This is a genomic window from Shinella sp. R2-11 (assembly GCF_055330205.1).
This window is the reverse complement of sequence record NZ_JBVAPC010000008.1, coordinates 223748-243833: the sequence shown is the minus strand read 5'-3', so window position 1 is coordinate 243833 and position 20086 is coordinate 223748. Positions and strand designations below refer to the sequence as shown.

Below are 20086 nucleotides of genomic sequence, written 5' to 3'. Positions count from 1 at the left end.
AGGTTGCAATTCCTCTCCCTAGGAAACGATACAACGATTATTTATAATTGCAACATCACAATAATCTCGCATTGGTTGCATCTCGTTGCATTCGACTAATTTCAACCCTACCTCTTGACCCGAACGCTTTCCCTGTTCATGTCGAGACACGACTTTCCGGCGGATAAACGCCCTTTCGCCGCGCATCCAACCCTGCGGCGCCCGGTATCAGAGAAAATGACGATGAATGTTGTAGTTGTGGAATCGCCCGCCAAGGCCAAGACGATCAACAAGTATCTCGGCCCCGGCTACAAGGTGCTCGCCTCCTTCGGCCATGTGCGCGACCTGCCGGCCAAGGACGGTTCCGTGCGCCCGGACGAGGACTTCGAAATGTCCTGGGAAGTGGACAGCGCGTCCGCCAAGCGCATCAAGGACATCGCCGACGCGATGAAGTCCTCCGACGGCCTCATTCTGGCGACCGACCCGGATCGCGAGGGGGAAGCCATTTCCTGGCACGTGCTGGACGTCCTCAAGAAGAAGCGGGTGATCGGCGACAAGCCGGTGCAGCGCGTCGTCTTCAACGCCATCACCAAGTCGGCCGTGCTCGATGCCATGCGCAACCCGCGCGACATCGACATCGCGCTCGTCGACGCCTATCTCGCCCGCCGCGCGCTCGATTACCTCGTCGGCTTCAACCTGTCGCCGGTGCTGTGGCGCAAGCTGCCGGGCGCGCGCTCGGCCGGCCGCGTGCAGTCGGTTGCATTGCGCCTCGTCTGCGACCGCGAGTCCGAGATCGAGCGCTTCGTCTCGGAAGAATACTGGAACCTTTCCGCGCTCCTCAAGACGCCGCGCGGCGACGAGTTCGAGGCGCGCCTCGTCTCGGCCGAAGGCAAGCGCCTTCAGGCGAAGTCCATCGGCAACGGCGAGGAGGCGAACCGCCTCAAGGCCCTGCTCGACGGCGCGGCCTACCGCGTCGAGAGCGTCGAGGCCAAGCCGACGAAGCGCAACCCGGCCCCGCCCTTCACCACCTCCACGCTCCAGCAGGCCGCCTCCTCCAAGCTCGGCTTCTCGGCCTCGCGCACCATGCAGGTCGCGCAGCGGCTCTATGAGGGCATCGATATCGGCGGCGAGACAGTCGGTCTCATCACCTATATGCGTACCGACGGCGTGCAGATGGCCCCCGAGGCGATCGACGCGGCCCGAAAGGCCGTCGGCGAGCAGTTCGGCGCGCGCTACGTGCCGGAAAAGCCCCGCTTCTACTCCACCAAGGCCAAGAACGCGCAGGAAGCCCACGAGGCGATCCGCCCCACCTCCTTCGACCGCACGCCGGACCAGGTGCGCCGCTATCTCGACCCCGACCAGCTCCGCCTCTACGACCTCGTCTGGAAGCGCGGCATCGCCAGCCAGATGGCCTCCGCCGAGATCGAGCGCACCACCGTTGAGATCGAGGCCGACAATGGCAGCCGCAAGGCGGGCCTTCGCGCCACCGGCTCGGTCATCCGCTTCGACGGCTTCATCGCCGCCTATACGGACCAGAAGGAAGACGGCGAGCAGCCGGACGAGGGCGACGAGGACGGCCGCCTGCCGGAGATCAACGCTCAGGAAAAGCTGGACAAGCAGAAGGTGAACGCCACGCAGCACTTCACCGAGCCGCCGCCGCGCTATTCCGAAGCCTCCCTCATCAAGAAGATGGAAGAGCTCGGCATCGGCCGCCCGTCGACCTATGCCGCCACGCTCGCCACGCTGCGCGACCGCGAATATATCGTCATCGACAAGCGCAAGCTGATCCCGGAAGCCAAGGGCCGGCTCGTCACCGCCTTCCTCGAAAGCTTCTTCACCCGCTATGTCGAATACGACTTCACGGCGGACCTCGAGGAGAAGCTCGACAAGATTTCGGCCGGCGAGCTCGACTGGAAGCAGGTCCTTCGCGACTTCTGGAAGGACTTCTTCGCCCAGATCGAGGACACCAAGGAACTGCGCGTCACCAATGTGCTCGACGCGCTGAACGAGGAACTCGCCCCGCTCGTCTTCCCCAAGCGCGAGGACGGCAGCGATCCGCGCATCTGCCAGGTCTGCGGCACGGGCAAGCTTTCGCTGAAGCTCGGCAAGTTCGGCGCTTTCGTCGGCTGCTCGAACTATCCGGAATGCAACTACACCCGCCAGCTTTCCGCCGACGGCGGTTCGGATGCGGAGGCGGCGGCCGCCAACGAGCCGCAGAGCCTCGGCAAGGACCCGCATACCGGCGAGGAGATCACCCTTCGTTCCGGCCGCTTCGGGCCCTATGTCCAGCGCGGCGACGGCAAGGAGGCCAAGCGCGCCAGCCTGCCGAAGGGCTGGACGCCGGCGAGCATCGATCACGAGAAGGCGCTCGCCCTGCTCTCACTGCCGCGTGACATCGGCCAGCATCCCGAGACCGGCAAGATGATTTCCGCCGGCATCGGCCGCTACGGCCCGTTCCTGCTGCATGACGGCGGCTATGCCAACCTCGAAACCGTCGAGGACGTGTTCTCCATCGGCCTCAACCGCGCCGTGACCGTGATCGCCGACAAGCAGTCGAAGGGTCCCGGCCGCGGCCGCTCCGCACCGGCGGCGCTGAAGACGCTCGGCGACCACCCGGATGGCGGCGCCATCACCGTTCGCGACGGCAAGTACGGTCCCTATGTCAACTGGGGCAAGGTCAACGCCACCCTGCCCAAGGGCAAGGCCGCCGATAGCGTCACGCTGGAAGAGGCGCTGGTGCTGATCGCCGACAAGGCGGGCAAGACGCCGGCCAAGGGCAAGGCGAAGGCTCCGGCCAAGGCGAAGGCCAAGTCCGGCGAAACCAAGACGGCAAAGCCGAAGGCGAAGGCTGCGGCCAAGCCCAAGGCGGCCGCGAAGGCAAAGAAGGCGTGAGGTCATGACGAAGGAACCACGCAGCCGGGCAGGACACGAAAGACGGTCCGGCCGCGCGGGCCGTGACCTCCCGCCTGTCGACAATGCCCCGATCATCCACGGCGCCGTCCCGCCGCGCGACGTGCTGCTGCGCTTCATTGCCGAGCACCCGGAGCAGGCTTCCAAGCGCGAGCTCGCCAAGGCCTTCGGCCTGAAGGGCGAGGCGCGCGTCGAGCTGAAGGCGCTGCTGAAATCCTTCGAGGAAGACGGGCTCCTGGAAAAGCGCCGCAAGTCGCTGGTGCGGCCGGGCGCCCTGCCCCCCGTCACCGTGCTCGACATCACCACCCGCGACGTCGACGGCGAGCTGATCGGCCGCCCCGCCGAATGGCTCGACGATGCAGGCGTCGCGCCTGCCGTGCTCATCCGCCAGTCGGGCGGGCCGCGCAAGGACAAGGCACCGGTGGCCGGCCTCGGCGACCGGGTGCTGGCGAAGATCTTCCCGGCCAAGGAACGCGGCGGGCCGGCCTATACCGGCCGCGTCATCAAGGTTCTCGACAAGAAGAAGAATTCCGGCATGGGCGTCTTCCGCTCCATGGCCGGCGGCGGCGGGCGGATCATGCCCATCGACCGGCGCGGCGAGGAGATGGAGGTCGACGCCGAGTTCACGGCGGACGCCAGGGACGGCGACCTCGTGGAGATCGACGTCGTGCGCATGGGCCGCTACGGCTTGCCGCGCGCCCAGATCAAGGCCGTGATCGGCTCCGTCGCCTCGGAAAAGGCGATCTCGATGATCGCCATCCACGCCCATGGCATTCCCCACGTCTTCCCCGATGCGGTCATCCGCGAGGCGGAGGCCGCCGGTCCCGCCACCATGTCGCATCGCGAGGACTGGCGGAGCCTGCCGCTCATCACCATCGACCCGGCCGACGCCAAGGACCACGACGACGCGGTCTATGCCGAGCCGGACCCCTCGCCCGACAATCCGGGCGGCGTGATCGTCACCGTCGCCATCGCCGATGTCAGCTACTATGTCCGCCCGAAATCGGCGCTCGACCGCGAGGCGCTGAAGCGCGGCAATTCGGTCTATTTCCCCGACCGCGTGGTGCCCATGCTGCCGGAGCGCATCTCCAACGACCTCTGCTCGCTGAAGGAAGGCGTCGACCGGCCGGCGCTCGCCGTGCGCATGGTCTTCTCGCATGAGGGCCGCAAGGCAAGCCACACCTTCCACCGCGTCATGATGAAGAGCGCGGCCAAGCTCTCCTACCAACAGGCGCAGGCCGCCATCGACGGCGCGCCGGACGACAAGACCGGCCCGATCCTCGAAACGATCCTGAAGCCGCTCTGGCAGGCCTATCGCATCCTCACGACTGGCCGGAACCGCCGCCAGCCGCTCGAGCTCGACATGCCGGAGCGCAAGATCCTCCTGAAGGAGGACGGCACCGTGGACCGGGTCTTCGTGCCGCCGCGGCTCGATGCGCACAAGCTCATCGAGGAGATGATGATCCAGGCGAACGTTTCGGCCGCCGAGACGCTGGAGAAGAAGAAGCAGGCCCTCGTCTACCGAGTGCACGACGCGCCCTCGCTTGCCAAGCAGGAGGTGCTGCGCGAATTCCTGCAGACGCTCGACATCTCGCTGGTGAAGGGCGGCAACATGCGCTCCAACCATTTCAACGGCATCCTCGCCAAGGCCAAGGACAAGCCGTTCGAGCAGATGGTGAGCGAGATGGTGCTGCGCTCGCAGAGCCAGGCGATCTACAGCCCGGAGAATATCGGCCATTTCGGCCTGAACCTGATGAAGTACGCCCACTTCACCTCGCCGATCCGCCGCTATGCGGACCTGATCGTGCACCGGGCGCTGGTCGGCTCGCTCGGCCTTGGCGAGGGCGGCATCACGCCGGACGAGGAAGCGGTGCTCGACGATATCGCCGCCGAAATCTCGACCTTCGAGCGCCGCGCCATGGCGGCCGAGCGCGATACGGTCGACCGGCTGATCGCCCATCACCTTGCCGGGCGCATCGGCGAGGAATTCGACGGCCGCGTCTCCGGCGTCACCAAGGCGGGACTTTTTGTCACCTTGCCGGAGTATGGCGCCGACGGTTTCGTGCCTATATCCCTGCTCGGACGCGACTATTACATCTACGACGAGGCCCATCAGGCGCTTTCCGGCGAAAAGACCGGGCTCGGCTACCGTCTCGGGGATGAAGTGCGTGTGAGGCTCGCGGAAGCGGTGCCGCTCGCCGGTTCGCTCCGGTTCGACGTGATCAGCGAGGGGCGCAAGATGCCGACGGCGGTGCGTTCCTTCCACAAGTCGGGCCGGCGCAAGGGCGGCGCGCCGAGACGCCAGCCGGGCACGCGCCCGCCCCGCGGCAAACGCTAGGCCATGCAGCAGCCGGCAGGAGAACACGACATGCAGACGAACGAAACCGACGGCAGCACGCAGCATTTCGGCGACACGCCGGCCGCCACCCCCGCCGAGCGCCCGCTCGGGCGCGCCATCAAGCGCGGCATGCTGAACCGCTGCCCGGCCTGCGGCACCGGCAAGCTCTTCCGCTCCTACGTCAAGCCGGTCGACCATTGCGCCGCCTGCGGCGAGGACTACACGCACCAGCGCGCCGACGACCTGCCGCCCTATCTCGTCATCACCATCGTCGGCCATGTCGTCGTCGGCGGCTACATGGCGACGGACCTCGTCTGGCCGCTCAGCACCTGGCAACACCTCGCCATCTGGACGCCGATCACGCTCATTCTGTCCCTCCTCCTGCTGCAGCCCATCAAGGGCGGCGCCATCGGCCTGCAATGGGCGCTGAAGATGCACGGCTTCGGCGACAAGCCGGAGGAAGCGGAAGAATCGCCCACCTACGGCGACAGAACCGCATGACCGCGGTCCGGCCCGTCGATGCAGCCTCCATCCTGCTTCTCGACCGGTCGGGAGGCGGAATTCGCGTGCTGGTCGGCCGGCGCAGCAGCCGGCATGCCTTCATGCCGGACGTCTATGTCTTTCCCGGCGGAAGGCGCGATGCGACGGACCGCCTGGTTCCCGTCTCGGGCCCGCTGAACCCCCTCGCCTGCGAGCGGCTTGCACTGCGGACCGGCACGCGATGTTCCGATTCGCGCCTGCACGCCCTTGGCGTGGCGGCGCTGCGCGAACTCTACGAGGAGGCCGGCATCGCCGTCGGCCGCCCGCTGGAGGCCATGGTCGGCGGCGGCCTCCCCTTCCGGCCGGACCTTTCCAGCCTGCGCTTCCTCGCCCGCGCCATCACGCCCGCCGGCATGGTGCGGCGCTTCGACACGCGCTTCTTCACGCTCTTCACCGACGAGGCCGGCATCGATCCGGCCGGCGCGACCGCCAGCCACGAGCTGGAGGACGTGCGCTGGGTCGATATTTTCGATCACGGGGGCATCGACATGCCCGACATAACCGTATTGATCCTTGAAGAGCTTCGAAAAAGCATTCAGGAAGACAAGTCTTTACCCTTCGGGAGAGCCGCGCCGCTGTATTACACCCAGCGCGGGCGCTTCCTGCGGGACCTGCTTTGAGGATCGATTGCATATGACGCAGCCGCAATCCGGCACAACCGGCCCGGTGGAGCACATTCACCGGCGGTCTCTCATTGCAGCCATCGCGGCCATTTCCGCAGTCGGCATCGCCATGGGCCTCGGCCTGCCGCTGCTTTCCATCATCATGGAAAAGCGCGGCATCTCCTCCACGATGATCGGCATCAATTCCGCCATGGCCGGCATCGCCGCGATGGCCGCCGCCCCCTTTACCACGCGCCTCGCGCATGAATGGGGTACCTCCACGACCATGCTCGGCGCGATCCTGCTCGCCGCCGTCAGCGGCCTCGGCTTCTACTATATCGAGAACTTCTGGCTCTGGTTCCCGCTGCGCCTCGTCTTCCACGGCGCGACGACCATGCTCTTCATCCTCTCCGAGTTCTGGATCAACGCGGCGGCGCCCCCGCGCCGGCGCGGGCTGGTGCTCGGCATCTATGCGACCGTGCTGTCACTGGGCTTTGCGACCGGGCCCCTCATCTTCTCGCTGATCGGCAGCGAGGGCGTGCTGCCCTTCGCGCTCGGGGCCGCGATCATCCTGCTCGCCGCCGTTCCCATCTTCATCGCACGCGGCGAGAGCCCGATCATCGACGAGAAGCCGGAGCTGCATTTCATGCGCTACATCCTTCTCGTGCCGACTGCGACGGCGGCGGTCTTCATCTTCGGCGCGGTGCAGGTGGGCGGGCTCTCGCTGCTGCCGATCTACGGCACGCGCGCTGGCTTCACCGAATCGCAGGCGGCCCTGCTTCTCACCGTCATGGGCATCGGCAACATGGCCTTCCAGATCCCGCTCGGCATGCTTTCCGACCGCATGCGGGACCGCAGGAGCCTGCTGACGATCATGGCCGCCATCGGCCTCGTCGGCGCCCTCTCGCTGCCCGTCATCTCGCACAACTGGCTGCTGATGGCGGCGGTGCTGCTCGTGTGGGGCGGCTGCGTGGCGGGCCTCTACACGATCGGCCTCAGCCATCTCGGCTCCCGCCTCACCGGTGCGGATCTTGCCGCCGCCAACGCCGCCTTCATCTTCTGCTATGCGGTCGGTACGGTGGTCGGGCCGCAGGCGATCGGCGCGGCGATGGATGTCGGCGGCAATGACGGTTTTGCCTGGGCGATCGTCGGTTTCTTCGGCCTTTACCTGGTACTTTCTCTGGTGCGGATAGTTTTCCGGCCGAAACGGGCTTGACTTTTCGGGCGCGATTTGTAGTTTCCGGCCAGATTTAAAGCCGTGGAACAGAATGGCTGTCCGCGGCTTCGTTTTTCATAAAGGCAGGACGACCATGGCCAAGGCTACCACCATCAAGATCAAGCTGCTGTCGACGGCCGACACCGGTTTCTTCTACGTGACCACGAAGAACAGCCGTACGATGACGGAAAAGATGACCAAGACCAAGTATGACCCGGTCGCCAAGAAGCACGTCGAATTCAAGGAAACCAAGATCAAGTGATCCTGGGAGCCCTTTGAGGTTCGCAAAGGCGCTGGACGGAAACGTCCGGCGCCTTTTCTTTTGCGCCCTCGCCCGCAACCTCCTGCAACCGCCCGAATCGAAACGCCGCCCCCGTTTCCGGGAGCGGCGTCGAAACGGGGGTCGGTCAGGCACGACGACGGCACGAGGATTCCGTTTATGTCGTAGCTGACCGACCGACCCCACGACCCAGGAGATGCGGCGGACCTAGCATCATGGGGTAACCGGTTGTGCGGGCTTGTTTCCCGCCTATGAGTTGAGCATCGCGCGAAAGAGAAAAAAAATCAACGAATTCTTAACGCTCGCGGAGCGCGTCCTTGTCTCATAGTTAACCGCCGGGCCCTGTTTTGTTCCATCGAGCGGCAGTTTCGTCATGGAAGACGACACAGCAACGGGCGGCCGATTCGATCGTGGCACGAGCAAATCCACAACCCAGGAAACTGGCCGCCCGCACACGGCCAGATTGCGGAATGCGCAAGCCGTTGATTAGCTTCATCAAAAATGAATGGTACGACATACGGCCGAAAACCTGCCGCAAGGCGTCAAGTTAACGGGCGTCCAGAAATTCCGGCAACTGCCCGGAATCAAAGGTAAATGCCGGAAATGTGAATGGCCCTGTGGAAAAGCCGCCCGGCCCGCTCAGGCGGCCGCGGCCACAACCCGGTTGCGGCCCGAGCGCTTGGCCTCGTAGAGCGCGGCGTCGGCACGCTTCACCAGCGCCTCGGGGCTGTCCCCTTCCGGCAGGATCGAGGCGATGCCCATGGAGGCGGTGATCGGCAGGAAGACATCCGTGCCGGGAACGCGGAAGGGCTCGCGCTCGACGATCGCCCGCAGGCGCTCGGCGACGCCCGCCGCCATCTCGGCAGAGGTGTCGGGCATGACAAGCACGAATTCCTCCCCGCCATAGCGGCAGGCAAGGTCCGCGCCGCGCACGGCCGAGCGCACCCGGCTGGCGAATTCGCGCAGCACGGCATCGCCGGCATCGTGGCCATAGGTGTCGTTGACCAGCTTGAAGCGGTCGATATCCGTCATGCAGACGGAGAGCGCGCGGCCGCGCGCGGTCGCGCGGTCGATCAGCAGTTTCATGTGGTTGTCGAGATAACGGCGGTTGTGCAGGCCCGTCAGCCCGTCGGTGACGGCGAGCTCGATGGTCTGGCGCACGCTGGCGCGCAGGCGGTCGTTGCAGCGCTTGCGGCGGATCTGGGTGAGGCTGCGGGCGATCAGCTCGTTGGGATCGATCGGGCGCACCAGATAGTCGGTGACACCGAGATCCAGTGCCCGCACGACCATGTCGTCGTCGCCCTGCTCGGCGATCAGCAGGATCGGCAGGAAGCGCGTGCGCTCCAGCGAGCGAAGCTGCGAGCAGAGGCGCAGCGGATCGTAGTCCTCGAAGTTGGCGTTGACGATCACCAGCTCGTAATTGCTCTCGGCCGCCTGGAAGAGCGCGGCCTGCGGGTCGGACATGCAGGTGACGTCCGCAATGGGCTTCAGCGCGCGGGCGATGCGCTCCTGCGAGGTCGCGCGGCCATCGACCAGCAGAACGTCGCCCGGCTCGTCGCCGAGATTGCTTTCCAGTCCCTCTTCGAGGGAAATCGCGCGGGCCGTCGCCGCGCGCAGGCGCAGCTCGTCGGTCAGCGTCTTGAGGCGCACGAGGCTCTTGACCCGCGACATGAGCTGCAGGTCGTTGACCGGCTTGGTCAGGAAGTCGTCGGCGCCGGCCTTGAGGCCGCGCACGCGGTCGGAGGGCTGGTCGAGCGCCGTGACCATGACGACGGGAATATGGGCGGTGCGCGGATTGGCCTTCAGCCGCTCGCAGACCTCGAAGCCGTCGATGCCCGGCATCATGATGTCGAGGAGGATGAGATCGACCTGGGTGCTCTCGCAGATGGACAGGGCCTCGTAGCCGTTCTCGGCCGTCAGCACGTCGAAATACTCGGCCAGCAGCCGCGCTTCGAGCAGCTTCACATTGGCCGGGATATCGTCGACGACGAGGATTCGCGCTGTCATGTCCGCCTCATGCGTCCCCGAGATAGGTCTTGATGGTCTCGATGAACTTCGGCACGGAGATCGGCTTGGAGACATAGGCCTCGCAGCCGCCCTGCCGGATCCGCTCCTCGTCGCCCTTCATCGCGAAGGCCGTGACGGCGATCACGGGAATGACGTGCAGCTCGTCGTCCTCTTTCAGCCACTTGGTGACTTCAAGGCCAGAAACCTCCGGGAGCTGGATGTCCATCAGGATCAGGTCGGGGCGGTGCTTGCGCGCGAGATCGAGAGCCTCCATCCCGTTCCGGGTCTGGATGGTCAGATAGCCGGACGCCTCGATGAGGTCCCGGAAGAGCTTCATGTTCAGCTCGTTGTCCTCGACAATCATGACCTGCTTGGGCATCGTGCGTCCCTGTTCCTCTCGCCGGCCTTGCAACCGTCCGGGAGATAGATAAGTTGCGGCAAAGCCGAAATCACCCAGCCCGACCGCAGCCACGTTAGCGTCACTTGGTTGATGAAAAGGTAAATTTCCCGAGGGAAAAGAATGAAACGCCAAAAAGAAACACCCGCGCGTGAAGACGCGGATGCGACGGCCCTTTCCATCCTCGGCTGGCTGGCCGGCGAGCCGGAGCTCCTGTCGCGTTTCCTGGCGCTGACAGGCGTCGCCCCCGGCGAGGTCCGCAACGCGGTGAACGACCCCGGCTTCCTTGCCGGCCTCGTCGATTTCCTCATGGAGCACGAGCCGACGCTCATGGCCTTCAGCGCCGCGACGGGCATCCAGCCGGAGGCCGTCGTCCACGCCCATGCGGTCCTGTCCGGCCCCCATGGCGGCGGCGACCTCTGACAAGCCGGTCCGTGGGGTCCATCCTGCGCATGCCTGTGCATCGTCATGCGTTCAGCCCCTCTGCCTGTTGAGACTCGCGAATTTAGGCTTTAATGTCGCGATGTTCAATATTTGTTCCAGATCATGAGCACCGCCGACACGCGTTTTCCGGGCTTCTGCCGCGACTGCCTTGCCGGGCAGCCCGCGGGCCTGCGCCGCTGCCGGGCCTGCGGCAGCCCGCGCCTCCTCTATCACGGCGAGCTTTACGACCTGACGCTCGCCCATATCGACTGCGATGCCTTCTATGCCGCGATCGAGAAGCGCGACGATCCGGAGCTTGCCGACAAGCCGGTGATCATCGGCGGCGGCAAGCGCGGTGTCGTCTCCACGGCCTGCTATATCGCGCGCATCCACGGCGTGCGCTCCGCCATGCCGATGTTCAAGGCGCTGGAAGCCTGCCCGAACGCCGTCGTCATCAAGCCGGACATGGAGAAATACGTCAAGGTCGGCCGCGAGGTGCGCGCGATGATGCAGGAGCTGACGCCGCTCGTGCAGCCGATTTCCATTGACGAGGCCTTCCTGGAGCTGAAGGGCACCGAGCGGCTGCACCACGATCCCCCTGCCCGCGTGCTGGCACGTTTCACCCAGCGCGTGGAGAAGGAGATCGGCATCACCATTTCCGTCGGGCTCTCCTACTGCAAGTTCCTCGCCAAGGTCGCCTCGGACCTCAACAAGCCGCGCGGCTTTTCCATCATCGGCGCGGCCGAAGCGCTGGATTTCCTGCGCGACAAGCCGGTGCGGCTGATCTGGGGCGTCGGCAAGGCCTTTGCCGAGACGCTGGAGCGCGACGGCATCCGCAGCGTCGGCCAGCTCCAGACGATGGAGGAAACCGACCTGATGCGCCGCTACGGCGTCATGGGCAAGCGGCTCTTCCACCTTTCGCGCGGGCAGGACGACCGCGAGGTGCATCCCAACGACCCGGCAAAAAGCGTTTCGGCCGAGACCACCTTCTTCGACGACATCTCGCGCTATGACGAACTCACCGCGCATCTGCGCCGGCTGAGCGAGAAGGTCGCCACGCGGCTGCGCAAATCCGGCATCGCCGGCCAGACCGTCGTGCTCAAGCTGAAGACGGCGGATTTCAAGAGCCGCACGCGCAACCGCAAGCTCGAAGACCCGACCATGCTCGCCGACCGGATCTTCCGCACCGGCATGGAGCTCCTGCGCAAGGAGGCGGATGGCACGAAATACCGCCTCATCGGCATCGGCGTCAGCGACCTTGCCGATCCCGGCCGCGCCGATCCGCCCGACCTCGTCGATCCCGCCGCGACACGCCGCGCGGCGGCGGAAGCCGCCATGAACACGCTGCGCGACAAGTTCGGCAAGGCGAGCGTGGAGACCGGCTATACATTCGGCAAGACGGGCCCGGAGCGCTTTCACGGAAAGTTGACCGTCAAGACCTCGGGAAAAACCGGCGATCCCGGCGAATAAAACCCCGCAGGCCCGCGTCCTTCCCTGCATCGGGATGGCACGCATCAAGCCTTCCTTAAGCCCGATGTCCTAGGCTTGCCACCGGTTTGTATTGCGTACGGATGGGTTACATGAAGTTTCGCCTCGCCACTGGCATGAGCATTCTGGGCCTGATGCTGAGCTGCACCACCGTGCTCGGCGGAACGCTGGAAGGGCCGCTCCAGATCATCGTGTCGAAGGACCGCCAGGAGCTGAAGATCTACGACGGCGGCGTGGTGGTGGCCACCTCGCGCGTCTCCACCGGCAAGGCCGGCCACGGGACGCCGACCGGCATCTTCTCGATCCTCGAAAAGAAGCGCTCGCACTTCTCGAACATCTATGACAGCGCGCCGATGCCCTTCATGCAGCGGCTCACCTGGTCGGGCATCGCGCTGCATGCCTCCAACAGCGTGCCGTCCTACCCCGCCTCGCATGGCTGCGTGCGCCTGCCGAACGATTTCGCCAAGACGCTGTTTTCCGTCACGCGGCGCGGCGGCCACGTGCTGATCACCGACGGCGAGGTCGCGCCGCAGCGCATCGTGCACGACGCGCTCTTCCGGCCCTCCGTCGTCGTGCCCGACACGCCGCTGCTTTCCGATGCGGGCCTGCGCCCCGCGCTCATCGAGGCCGGCGACAAGAGCGTCGAGGTGGCGATGACCGATCCGAAGCCGGAAATCCTCACCCCCGCCGTGGAGCGCACCGAACGGGACCCGATCCGCATCCTCGTCACGCGCCGCGGCGAGCGCGAGATGCTGCTCGACCTCCAGCGGATGCTGGCGGACCTCGGCTACGATGCCGGCATGCCCGACGGGCGCCACGGCAAGCAGACGGTCGTCGCCATCCGTGCCTTCCAGCTCGCCGAAGGGCTCAAGGAGGACGGCATGGTGACGCCGGAACTCCTCGCCGCCGTCTATGCGAAAGCCGGCAAGGGCACGCCGCCGAACGGCCAGGTCCTCGTGCGCCAGAAATTCACGCCGCTCATCGAGGAGCCGATCACCATCCGCGAGCCGGAAATCGCGCTCGGCACGCATTTCCTCATCGCCCGCGACGTCGATGCCGACAAGGGCACGGCCGAATGGTACGGCGTTAGCATGGACAACCAGCTCCCGAAGGCCACCATGAAGCGCCTCGGCATCACCACCGAGGCCGACGCCGAAGCACCGGACGCCATCTCGAAGACGCTCGACCGGCTCGATATTCCGGAGGAGACGCGCAACCACATCTCCCGCCTCGTCAGCGAAGGCGCGTCCCTCTCCATCTCCGACACCGGCCTCGGCCCTGAAACCGGCGACGGCACGGACTTCATCACCGTGACCCGCAAGGTACAGAAGGCGGACGCGGCGGTCGTGCAGGGCAAGAAGAAGAAAAAGAGATCGTCGATCACGGTCGTCAATTGACGATCGGCCCGGGCGGCGATGCCGACGCATCGCCGAGATAAAGGCTGACGAGCCGCACCAATCCACTCGCGACGGCGGAATCGCCCAACGTGCCCCGCCGGGCCGCGTTGTGAATAACCCCGTCGATGGCATCCGAGAGGATGCGCGCGGCCTCGCGATCTTCCGTCGTGACCGCGCCCTTGCGGCATGAGGCAATAGCCTTCGCGTAGAGGCCGAGAAACGCGACTTCGAATTCGCTGTCCGGATCGCGATAATCGTCCGTCGCGGGCGCTTCATCGAGAAGCACCCGATGGAGGCCGGGATAGCGGCTGTGCGCGGCGATCATCCCGTGCACGACGGAAACCGCGAAGGCGGACGGCGAAAGGGCATCCGCCTGCGCCCCGCGCAGGACCGCCATGCTATCCTCGAGGTGGCGGCCGCGGATCGCATCGACCAGGGAAAGCTTGTCGGGGAAATACTGATAGAGCGAGCCGATGCTCACGCCCGCGACCTCGGCGACCCTGTTCGTCGTGAAGGCCGCCCAGCCTTCGTCGCTCAAAATGCGAGCGCCCGCATCGAGGATCGCCTCGACCGTCACCCGCGAGCGCGACTGGCGCGGCTCCTTGCGCATCGCCAGGCTCCTTTTCGCAATGCGAGTAGACATCGACTTCCTCCCTGCCAGAATGTGAGCAGTTTACTCGCATTCTCAAAGCCCTGGAAGGAGATGCACGATGACCGCAATGCTAAGGGAACTCTTCGGCTATCACGCCTGGGCGAACGGCGATCTTTTCGACAAGCTGGAAACGCTCGATACGGAGCGGCAGGCCGCCACGCTTCACGACGCCCTCCGGCTGATCAACCATTCCCACGTCGTCGCCCGGATATTCGCAGGCCACCTTTCCGGCAGGCCGCACGGTTATCTCTCCGACAATACGGCCGAGACGCCGACGCTCGATTCCCTGCGCGCCGCGGTCGCCGCCTCCGACCAATGGTATCTCGACTATCTTCACGGCATGCCGGCGCCGGACCTCTTCAAGACCATCGCCTTCACCTTTACCGATGGCGACGACGGCGCGATGACGCGGGCGGAAATGCTGGTCCATGTGGCGCTTCATGCAGGCTACCATCGCGGGGAAGCCGGCCGCCTGCTGTCGCAGGCTTCCGTCACCCCGCCCTGGGACACCTTCGCCGTCTACCTTCATCGGCGCGAGCCGTCACGGCGCACGCTTGGAGCAAAGCCGGCGGCCTCGGCCTGAGCCGGATGCCCCGCTATACCAGCTCCACGTCCAGCACCCCCGGCGTCGAGCGCATGGCGGCGGCGATTTCGGGGGAGATGCGGAAGCGGTCGTTGAGCTCCACCTCGATCTCGCGCTGGCCGCTGTCCTTGATGACGATGAAGGAGACGAGGCCGTCGCCCTTCGTATTGAGATGGGCGGCGATGGAGCGAAGCGGGCCGCTGTCGCGGACATAGACGCGCAGCGCCTTCTGGGTCTGGAGCGATTCCTCCTCCAGCGAGCGCAGGGTCTGGATGCGCAGGCCGATGCCCTCCGGCCGCTCTTCCGCCTGCACCGTCATGACCAGCGATTTGCCCGCCTCCAGCAGGTCGCGATACTGGTTCAGCATTTCGGAGAACAGCACCGCCTCGAACTGGCCGGAGGAATCGGAGAAGGCGACGATGCCCATCTTGTTGCCGGTGCGCGTCTTGCGCTCCTGCTTCGACGTCACGGTGCCGGCAAGGCGGCCGGCGGTGGCGCCGCGCTTCACGGCGGCGGAGAAATCGCCGAAGGTCTGCACGCGCATCTTGGCGAGGATCGGCGCATAGGTGTCGAGCGGATGGGCGGAGAGGTAGAAGCCAAGCACCTGGAATTCGCGGTGCAGCTTCTCCGAGGCGAGCCAGGGCGTATAGGAGGGCAGCGTGATGACCTCCGGCCCGGTCGCCGCCCCCATGCCGAAAATGTCGCCCTGCCCGCTCGTCTTGTTCTCCTGCGCGCGCTGGGCGGCGCCGAGCAGGCGGTCGAGGCCGGCAATCATCGCGGCGCGGTCATGGCCGAAGCAGTCGAAGGCGCCGGCGACGATCAGGCTTTCGAAGACGCGGCGGTTGACGAATTTCGGATCGATGCGCTCGCAGAAATCCTCAAGGCTCCTGAAGGGCGCACCGCCCCGCACCTCGACGATGTGCTGCACCGCCGCCTCGCCGACGCCCTTGATGGCCGCGAGCGCATAATAGATGCGGTTCTCGCCGGTCTCGAAATGGGCGAAGGACGTCTGGACGGAGGGCGGCACCACCTCGATGCCGAGCCGCGCGGCATCCTGCCGGAAGTCGTTCAGCTTGTCGGTGTTGGACATATCGTAGGTCATCGACGCGGCGAGGAACTCGACCGGATAATGCGCCTTCAGATAGGCCGTCTGGTAGGAGACGATGGCATAGGCGGCGGCGTGCGACTTGTTGAAGCCGTAATTGGCGAACTTGGCGAGCAGGTCGAAGATCAGGTCGGCCTGAGGCTTGGAGACGCCGTTCTTCACCGCGCCGTCGACGAAGCGGGCGCGCTGCTTGTCCATCTCCTCCTTGATCTTCTTGCCCATGGCGCGGCGCAGGAGGTCGGCCTCGCCGAGCGAGTAGCCGGACAGGACCTGGGCGATCTGCATCACCTGTTCCTGGTAGACGATGACGCCCTGCGTTTCCTTCAGTAGGTGGTCGATCATCGGATGGATCGATTCGATCTCCTCCTCGCCGTGCTTGCGAGCGTTGTAGACCGGGATGTTCTCCATCGGGCCGGGGCGGTAGAGCGCCACCAGCGCGATGATGTCCTCGATGCAGTCGGGCCGCATGCCGATCAGCGCCTTGCGCATGCCCGCGCTTTCCACCTGGAACACGCCGACCGTCTCGCCGCGCGAGAGCATCTCGTAGGTCGGCGGATCGTCGAGGGGCAGGCTTTCGAGCTTCACCTCGATGCTACGCTTGCGGATGAAATCGACAGCCGTCTTCAGCACCGTCAGCGTCTTGAGGCCGAGGAAGTCGAACTTCACGAGGCCGGCCTGCTCGACCCATTTCATGTTGAACTGGGTGACCGGCATGTCCGAGCGCGGATCGCGGTACATCGGCACGAGCTTGGAGAGCGGCCGGTCGCCGATCACGATGCCGGCGGCGTGGGTCGAGGCGTGGCGGTAGAGGCCTTCGATCTTCTGGGCGATGTCGAGCAGGCGCGCGACGACGGGCTCCTTTTCGGCCTCCTCCTGCAGCTTCGGCTCCTCCTCGATCGCCTTGTAGAGCGGCGTCGGGTTGGCCGGGTTGTTCGGCACGAGCTTGCAGATCTTGTCGACCTGGCCATAGGGCATTTCGAGCACGCGGCCGACGTCGCGCAGCGCCGCGCGGGCCTGGAGAGAACCGAAGGTGATGATCTGCGCCACCTGCTCGCGGCCGTATTTCTGCTGCACGTAGCGGATCACCTCTTCGCGGCGATCCTGGCAGAAGTCGATGTCGAAGTCGGGCATCGAGACGCGTTCCGGATTGAGGAAGCGTTCGAAGAGCAGCGAGAAGCGCAGGGGATCGACGTCGGTGATGGTCAGCGCATAGGCGACGAGCGAGCCCGCGCCGGAGCCGCGGCCCGGCCCGACGGGGATGTTGTGCTGCTTGGCCCATTTGATGAAGTCGGCAACGATGAGGAAGTAGCCGGGGAACTTCATGCGTTCGATGACGCCGAGCTCGAAATCCAGCCGCTCGCGATAATCCTCCTCGCTATAGCCGGGCGTCAGGCCGAGCAGCGCCATGCGGCTCTCCAGACCCTCCACGGCCTGCCGGCGCAGTTCCGCCGCCTCGGCGCGCTCGGCCTCCTCGGGATCGTCCGTCGCGCCGGTGAAGCGCGGCAGGATCGGTCCGCGCGTCTTCAGCACGAAGGAGCAGCGCCGGGCGATCTCCACCGTGTTCTCCAGCGCCTCCGGCAGATCGGCGAAGAGCACCGCCATGTCCTTGCGGCTCTTGAGGTAATGGTCCGGCGACAGGCGGAAGCGGTTGTCGTCCGACACCATGGCGTTGTGCGCCACGGCCATGAGCGCATCGTGCGCGTCGTAGTCGTCGGGCGCCGGGAAGAAGGGCTCGTTGGTCGCCACCAGCGGCACGTCCCGCGCATAGGCAAGCTCGACCATGCGCCGCTCGTGCTGCCGGTCATAGCGCCCGTGGCGTTGCAATTCGATATAGAGCCGGTCGCCGAAGACGCGCTTCAGCGCATCGAGACGGGCTTCCGCGGCAGTCGGCTGGCCGGCGAGGTAAGCCATGTCGACCGGGCCGCCCCGCGCGCCGGTAAGGGCGATTAGCCCCTCCGTCCCCTCTTCCAGCCAGCGATAGGCGATGTGGATCGCCTGGTTGCCCTCGCCGCCGAGATAGGCGCGGCTGACGAGATCGACGAGGTGCGCATAACCGGCATCGCTCGCCGCCAGCAGCACGATGGACGGCAGCTTCTGGAGATGCGCCTGCTGGCCGCGCCGCTCCCCCTCGCCTTCGTCCTCCATGTCGATGGAGAGCTGGCAGCCGATCAGCGGCTGGATGCCCTCGCCGACCGCCTTCTGCGAAAATTCGAGCGCAGCGAAGAGATTGTTCGTGTCGGTGATGGCGATCGCCGGCTGCTGGTCGGAGGTCGCCTTGCCGATGATCTTCTTGATCGGCAGGGCGCCTTCCAGCAGCGAGAAGGCCGAATGCACGCGCAGATGCACGAATTGCGGCGTCTCCGCGATCTTCCCGTCGTCCGTCCTGGGTGTCTCGTCCGCCATCGCAATCGTCCTTTCAGTCAGACGGGAAGCTTAAGCGGATTCGACCCCGTCTCGTCCAGACGGTTCTTGGCTTTGCACCCGGTTTCCACGCCGGGCGCACATGGCGGATGGCCCCGCCGTCAGATGCCGAAAAGAATGACGGAGAAGCTGGCGACGAACATGGCCATGGAGGCGAATGCAGCAAGATCACGAAGAAAATCGGTCATTTTGGCTTCCTTTCCCTTTATGTTTTTAGTTTGTTCTATTTTTGTTCATGCGTCAACCGGTTTTCCACAGGGGCCCGGAAAAACCTTCCGGCCAAAGATTTAGGGTCGGGTCCAAACCAAGCATGACGCGCAGAGGCCTTCGGGAATTTGCCGATGGTTCGCCGGCCGGCAGGCTGCTACTTCCTGTTGATTTCCCCCATGGGACGGGTGCAAACCGGCTGCATGCTTTCGTGGTGTGCTTTATGGTCGCCTCCACGAATGGAGGAAACATGATGAAGCCTTGGATTGCCGCCCTTCTTCTCTCGGTCACGCTGCCCGCCGCCGCTGCGGCCGCGGACTTTCCCGCCGGCCGCATCATCGCCATGGCGAGTGGCGACTGGGACAAGGACGGCACGCCGGATCTTGCGGTGGTGGCGACGCCCGGCGATGACAGCGGCGACGACAACGGGCTCTATGTCTGGCTCACGAGGAAGACGGAGGGGCGCCTGACGCCGGTCCTGTCGCTGCCCAATTCCGTCTGGGGCAACCTGACCCTTTACGGCCAAGAGCCGGAATTGACGGCGCTTGCCAACGGCTCCTTCACGCTGACGACGAAGAACGACTCGGTCGGCCGCGACCGCTGGCGCCAGTCGCTCACTATCGCCTATCGCAATTTCGACTTCATCGTCGCCGGCTACACCTTCTCCTCCTACGACACGATCGCGGAGGAAGGAGCCGAGAACAGCACGAAAGAGTGCGACCTCAACGTCCTGACCGGCAAGGGCAAGAGCAATGGCCAGCCGGTGGCCGGCAAGGCGCAGTTCGTGCTTTTGAAGGACTGGAAGGACGAGATCGGCCGTTCGATCTGCGGGCTGGACTGACAGCCGTCAGGCCAGTTCGCGCACGAGGCCGTCCTCGATCGTCACGCGGCGGTCCATGAGGCCGGCCAGCTCGTGGTTGTGGGTGGCGATCAGCGCGGCGAGGCCCGACTGGCGGGCGAGCGCTTCCAGTGCCTCGAAGACATAGCCGGCGGTTTCCGGGTCGAGGTTGCCGGTCGGCTCGTCGGCGAGGAGGACGAGCGGGGCATTGGCGACGGCCCTTGCGATGGCCACGCGCTGCTGCTCGCCGCCGGAAAGCTCGGACGGGCGATGGTCGGCGCGGTGGCCGATGCGCATGTAGTCGAGAAGCTGGGCGGCGCGCTCGCGCGCCTCCGCCTTGGAGAGGCCGCCTATCAGCTGCGGCATCATGATGTTCTCGAGCGCGGTGAATTCCGGCAGCAGGTGGTGGAACTGGTAGACGAAGCCGATCTCGCCGCGGCGGATCGCCGTGCGCTGGTCGTCGGAGAGTTCGGCGCAGGAATGGCCGTTGACGAGGACCTCTCCGGCATCCGGCCTTTCGAGAAGGCCGGCGATGTGGAGCAGCGTCGACTTGCCGGTGCCCGACGGGGCGACGAGCGCGACCGTCTCGCCGCTCTTCAGCGTGAAGTCCGCCCCCTTGAGGATGGTCAGCACCGTCTCGCCCTGGCCGTAGTGCCGTTCGATGCCCTTGAGTTCCAAAGCCACGCGCGCAGTCATGCGTTCT

At 65.6% G+C, this 20086-nt stretch carries 16 protein-coding genes; 11 read left to right on the top strand and 5 right to left on the bottom strand.

The features are described from left to right. Positions 1-222 precede the first annotated feature (222 nt). The 6 genes from topA (at position 223) to rpmG (ending at position 7847) form a co-directional block, all read left to right on the top strand. Complete coding sequence (topA, locus tag ACZ1A1_RS20080; protein ID WP_463621293.1) at positions 223-2871, top strand: type I DNA topoisomerase; 2649 nt, start codon at positions 223-225, stop codon at positions 2869-2871. Positions 2872-2875: 4 nt separating this feature from the next. Then, positions 2876-5227 carry a ribonuclease R gene (rnr, locus tag ACZ1A1_RS20075; protein WP_463621292.1) on the top strand — a complete coding sequence of 784 codons (2352 nt, stop codon included), beginning with the start codon at positions 2876-2878 and terminating at the stop codon, positions 5225-5227. Between the two features lie 30 nt (positions 5228-5257). Beyond that, positions 5258-5728: a DUF983 domain-containing protein gene (locus ACZ1A1_RS20070; RefSeq protein ID WP_463621290.1), complete on the top strand. Its 471-nt coding sequence runs from the start codon at positions 5258-5260 to the stop codon at positions 5726-5728. Further along, a complete protein-coding gene (locus tag ACZ1A1_RS20065) occupies positions 5725-6387 on the top strand; it encodes an NUDIX hydrolase (protein ID WP_463621289.1) in 663 nt (220 codons plus the stop codon). Before ACZ1A1_RS20070 ends, ACZ1A1_RS20065 begins: the two co-directional genes overlap by 4 nt. A 13-nt stretch (positions 6388-6400) precedes the next feature. After that, entirely contained in the window at positions 6401-7585 is a 1185-nt protein-coding gene (locus ACZ1A1_RS20060) for an MFS transporter (protein ID WP_463621288.1), read from the top strand. Between the two features lie 94 nt (positions 7586-7679). Then, entirely contained in the window at positions 7680-7847 is a 168-nt protein-coding gene (gene rpmG, locus ACZ1A1_RS20055; protein ID WP_006727600.1) for a 50S ribosomal protein L33, read from the top strand. 657 nt (positions 7848-8504) lie between these two features. On the opposite strand, the gene ACZ1A1_RS20050 is transcribed toward rpmG, so the two are convergent. Together ACZ1A1_RS20050 and ACZ1A1_RS20045 are read right to left on the bottom strand one after the other, a co-directional pair. Next, positions 8505-9872, bottom strand: coding sequence for a PleD family two-component system response regulator (locus ACZ1A1_RS20050; protein WP_463621287.1), 1368 nt, complete (start codon positions 9870-9872; stop codon positions 8505-8507). Positions 9873-9879: 7 nt separating this feature from the next. Next, entirely contained in the window at positions 9880-10251 is a 372-nt protein-coding gene (locus tag ACZ1A1_RS20045; protein ID WP_313196341.1) for a response regulator, read from the bottom strand. Positions 10252-10392: 141 nt separating this feature from the next. Here ACZ1A1_RS20045 and ACZ1A1_RS20040 point away from each other — a divergent pair, with 141 nt between their 5' ends. The 3 genes from ACZ1A1_RS20040 to ACZ1A1_RS20030 all read left to right on the top strand — a co-directional run bounded on the left by ACZ1A1_RS20040 (position 10393) and on the right by ACZ1A1_RS20030 (position 13577). Beyond that, on the top strand, positions 10393-10692 hold the full coding sequence (locus tag ACZ1A1_RS20040) for a DUF3572 domain-containing protein (RefSeq protein WP_463621286.1): 300 nt from the start codon (positions 10393-10395) through the stop codon (positions 10690-10692). Positions 10693-10815: 123 nt separating this feature from the next. Then, positions 10816-12162 carry a DNA polymerase IV gene (locus ACZ1A1_RS20035; RefSeq protein WP_463621285.1) on the top strand — a complete coding sequence of 449 codons (1347 nt, stop codon included), beginning with the start codon at positions 10816-10818 and terminating at the stop codon, positions 12160-12162. Between the two features lie 110 nt (positions 12163-12272). After that, the gene (locus tag ACZ1A1_RS20030; RefSeq protein ID WP_463621284.1) at positions 12273-13577 is read left to right on the top strand and encodes a L,D-transpeptidase family protein; all 1305 of its coding nucleotides are present in this window, start codon (positions 12273-12275) and stop codon (positions 13575-13577) included. Here the strand turns inward: ACZ1A1_RS20030 and ACZ1A1_RS20025 are convergent. Continuing rightward, positions 13570-14187, bottom strand: a complete 618-nt coding sequence (locus tag ACZ1A1_RS20025; RefSeq protein ID WP_463621283.1) for a TetR/AcrR family transcriptional regulator — start codon at positions 14185-14187, stop codon at positions 13570-13572. The genes ACZ1A1_RS20030 and ACZ1A1_RS20025 overlap by 8 nt on opposite strands. Before the next feature lie 100 nt (positions 14188-14287). On the opposite strand from ACZ1A1_RS20025, the gene ACZ1A1_RS20020 reads away from it, so the two are divergent. Beyond that, positions 14288-14812 carry a DinB family protein gene (locus ACZ1A1_RS20020; protein WP_463621282.1) on the top strand — a complete coding sequence of 175 codons (525 nt, stop codon included), beginning with the start codon at positions 14288-14290 and terminating at the stop codon, positions 14810-14812. 13 nt (positions 14813-14825) lie between these two features. Here ACZ1A1_RS20020 and dnaE read toward each other — a convergent pair whose 3' ends face one another. Next, positions 14826-18320, bottom strand: coding sequence for a DNA polymerase III subunit alpha (gene dnaE / locus ACZ1A1_RS20015; protein WP_463621281.1), 3495 nt, complete (start codon positions 18318-18320; stop codon positions 14826-14828). Positions 18321-18795: 475 nt separating this feature from the next. On the opposite strand from dnaE, the gene ACZ1A1_RS20010 reads away from it, so the two are divergent. Then, complete coding sequence (locus ACZ1A1_RS20010; protein ID WP_463621280.1) at positions 18796-19386, top strand: hypothetical protein; 591 nt, start codon at positions 18796-18798, stop codon at positions 19384-19386. A gap of 6 nt (positions 19387-19392) precedes the next feature. Here the strand turns inward: ACZ1A1_RS20010 and ACZ1A1_RS20005 are convergent, their stop codons facing one another. Beyond that, a complete protein-coding gene (locus ACZ1A1_RS20005) occupies positions 19393-20079 on the bottom strand; it encodes an ABC transporter ATP-binding protein (RefSeq protein ID WP_463621279.1) in 687 nt (228 codons plus the stop codon). Between the last annotated feature and the right edge of the window lie 7 nt (positions 20080-20086).

Excerpts from the sequence above, each read along its gene's own strand:
- ACZ1A1_RS20060 (WP_463621288.1), top strand. The coding sequence starts at position 6,401 with ATGACGCAGCCGCAATCCGGCACAACCGGCCCGGTGGAGCACATTCAC.
- ACZ1A1_RS20070 (WP_463621290.1), top strand. The coding sequence starts at position 5,258 with ATGCAGACGAACGAAACCGACGGCAGCACGCAGCATTTCGGCGACACG.
- ACZ1A1_RS20045 (WP_313196341.1), bottom strand. The coding sequence starts at position 10,251 with ATGCCCAAGCAGGTCATGATTGTCGAGGACAACGAGCTGAACATGAAG.
- ACZ1A1_RS20020 (WP_463621282.1), top strand. The coding sequence starts at position 14,288 with ATGACCGCAATGCTAAGGGAACTCTTCGGCTATCACGCCTGGGCGAAC.
- ACZ1A1_RS20010 (WP_463621280.1), top strand. The coding sequence starts at position 18,796 with ATGATGAAGCCTTGGATTGCCGCCCTTCTTCTCTCGGTCACGCTGCCC.
- rpmG (WP_006727600.1), top strand. The coding sequence starts at position 7,680 with ATGGCCAAGGCTACCACCATCAAGATCAAGCTGCTGTCGACGGCCGAC.
- rnr (WP_463621292.1), top strand. The coding sequence starts at position 2,876 with ATGACGAAGGAACCACGCAGCCGGGCAGGACACGAAAGACGGTCCGGC.
- ACZ1A1_RS20030 (WP_463621284.1), top strand. The coding sequence starts at position 12,273 with ATGAAGTTTCGCCTCGCCACTGGCATGAGCATTCTGGGCCTGATGCTG.
- ACZ1A1_RS20040 (WP_463621286.1), top strand. The coding sequence starts at position 10,393 with ATGAAACGCCAAAAAGAAACACCCGCGCGTGAAGACGCGGATGCGACG.
- ACZ1A1_RS20050 (WP_463621287.1), bottom strand. The coding sequence starts at position 9,872 with ATGACAGCGCGAATCCTCGTCGTCGACGATATCCCGGCCAATGTGAAG.
- ACZ1A1_RS20035 (WP_463621285.1), top strand. The coding sequence starts at position 10,816 with ATGAGCACCGCCGACACGCGTTTTCCGGGCTTCTGCCGCGACTGCCTT.
- ACZ1A1_RS20065 (WP_463621289.1), top strand. The coding sequence starts at position 5,725 with ATGACCGCGGTCCGGCCCGTCGATGCAGCCTCCATCCTGCTTCTCGAC.
- ACZ1A1_RS20005 (WP_463621279.1), bottom strand. The coding sequence starts at position 20,079 with ATGACTGCGCGCGTGGCTTTGGAACTCAAGGGCATCGAACGGCACTAC.
- dnaE (WP_463621281.1), bottom strand. The coding sequence starts at position 18,320 with ATGGCGGACGAGACACCCAGGACGGACGACGGGAAGATCGCGGAGACG.
- ACZ1A1_RS20025 (WP_463621283.1), bottom strand. The coding sequence starts at position 14,187 with ATGCGCAAGGAGCCGCGCCAGTCGCGCTCGCGGGTGACGGTCGAGGCG.
- topA (WP_463621293.1), top strand. The coding sequence starts at position 223 with ATGAATGTTGTAGTTGTGGAATCGCCCGCCAAGGCCAAGACGATCAAC.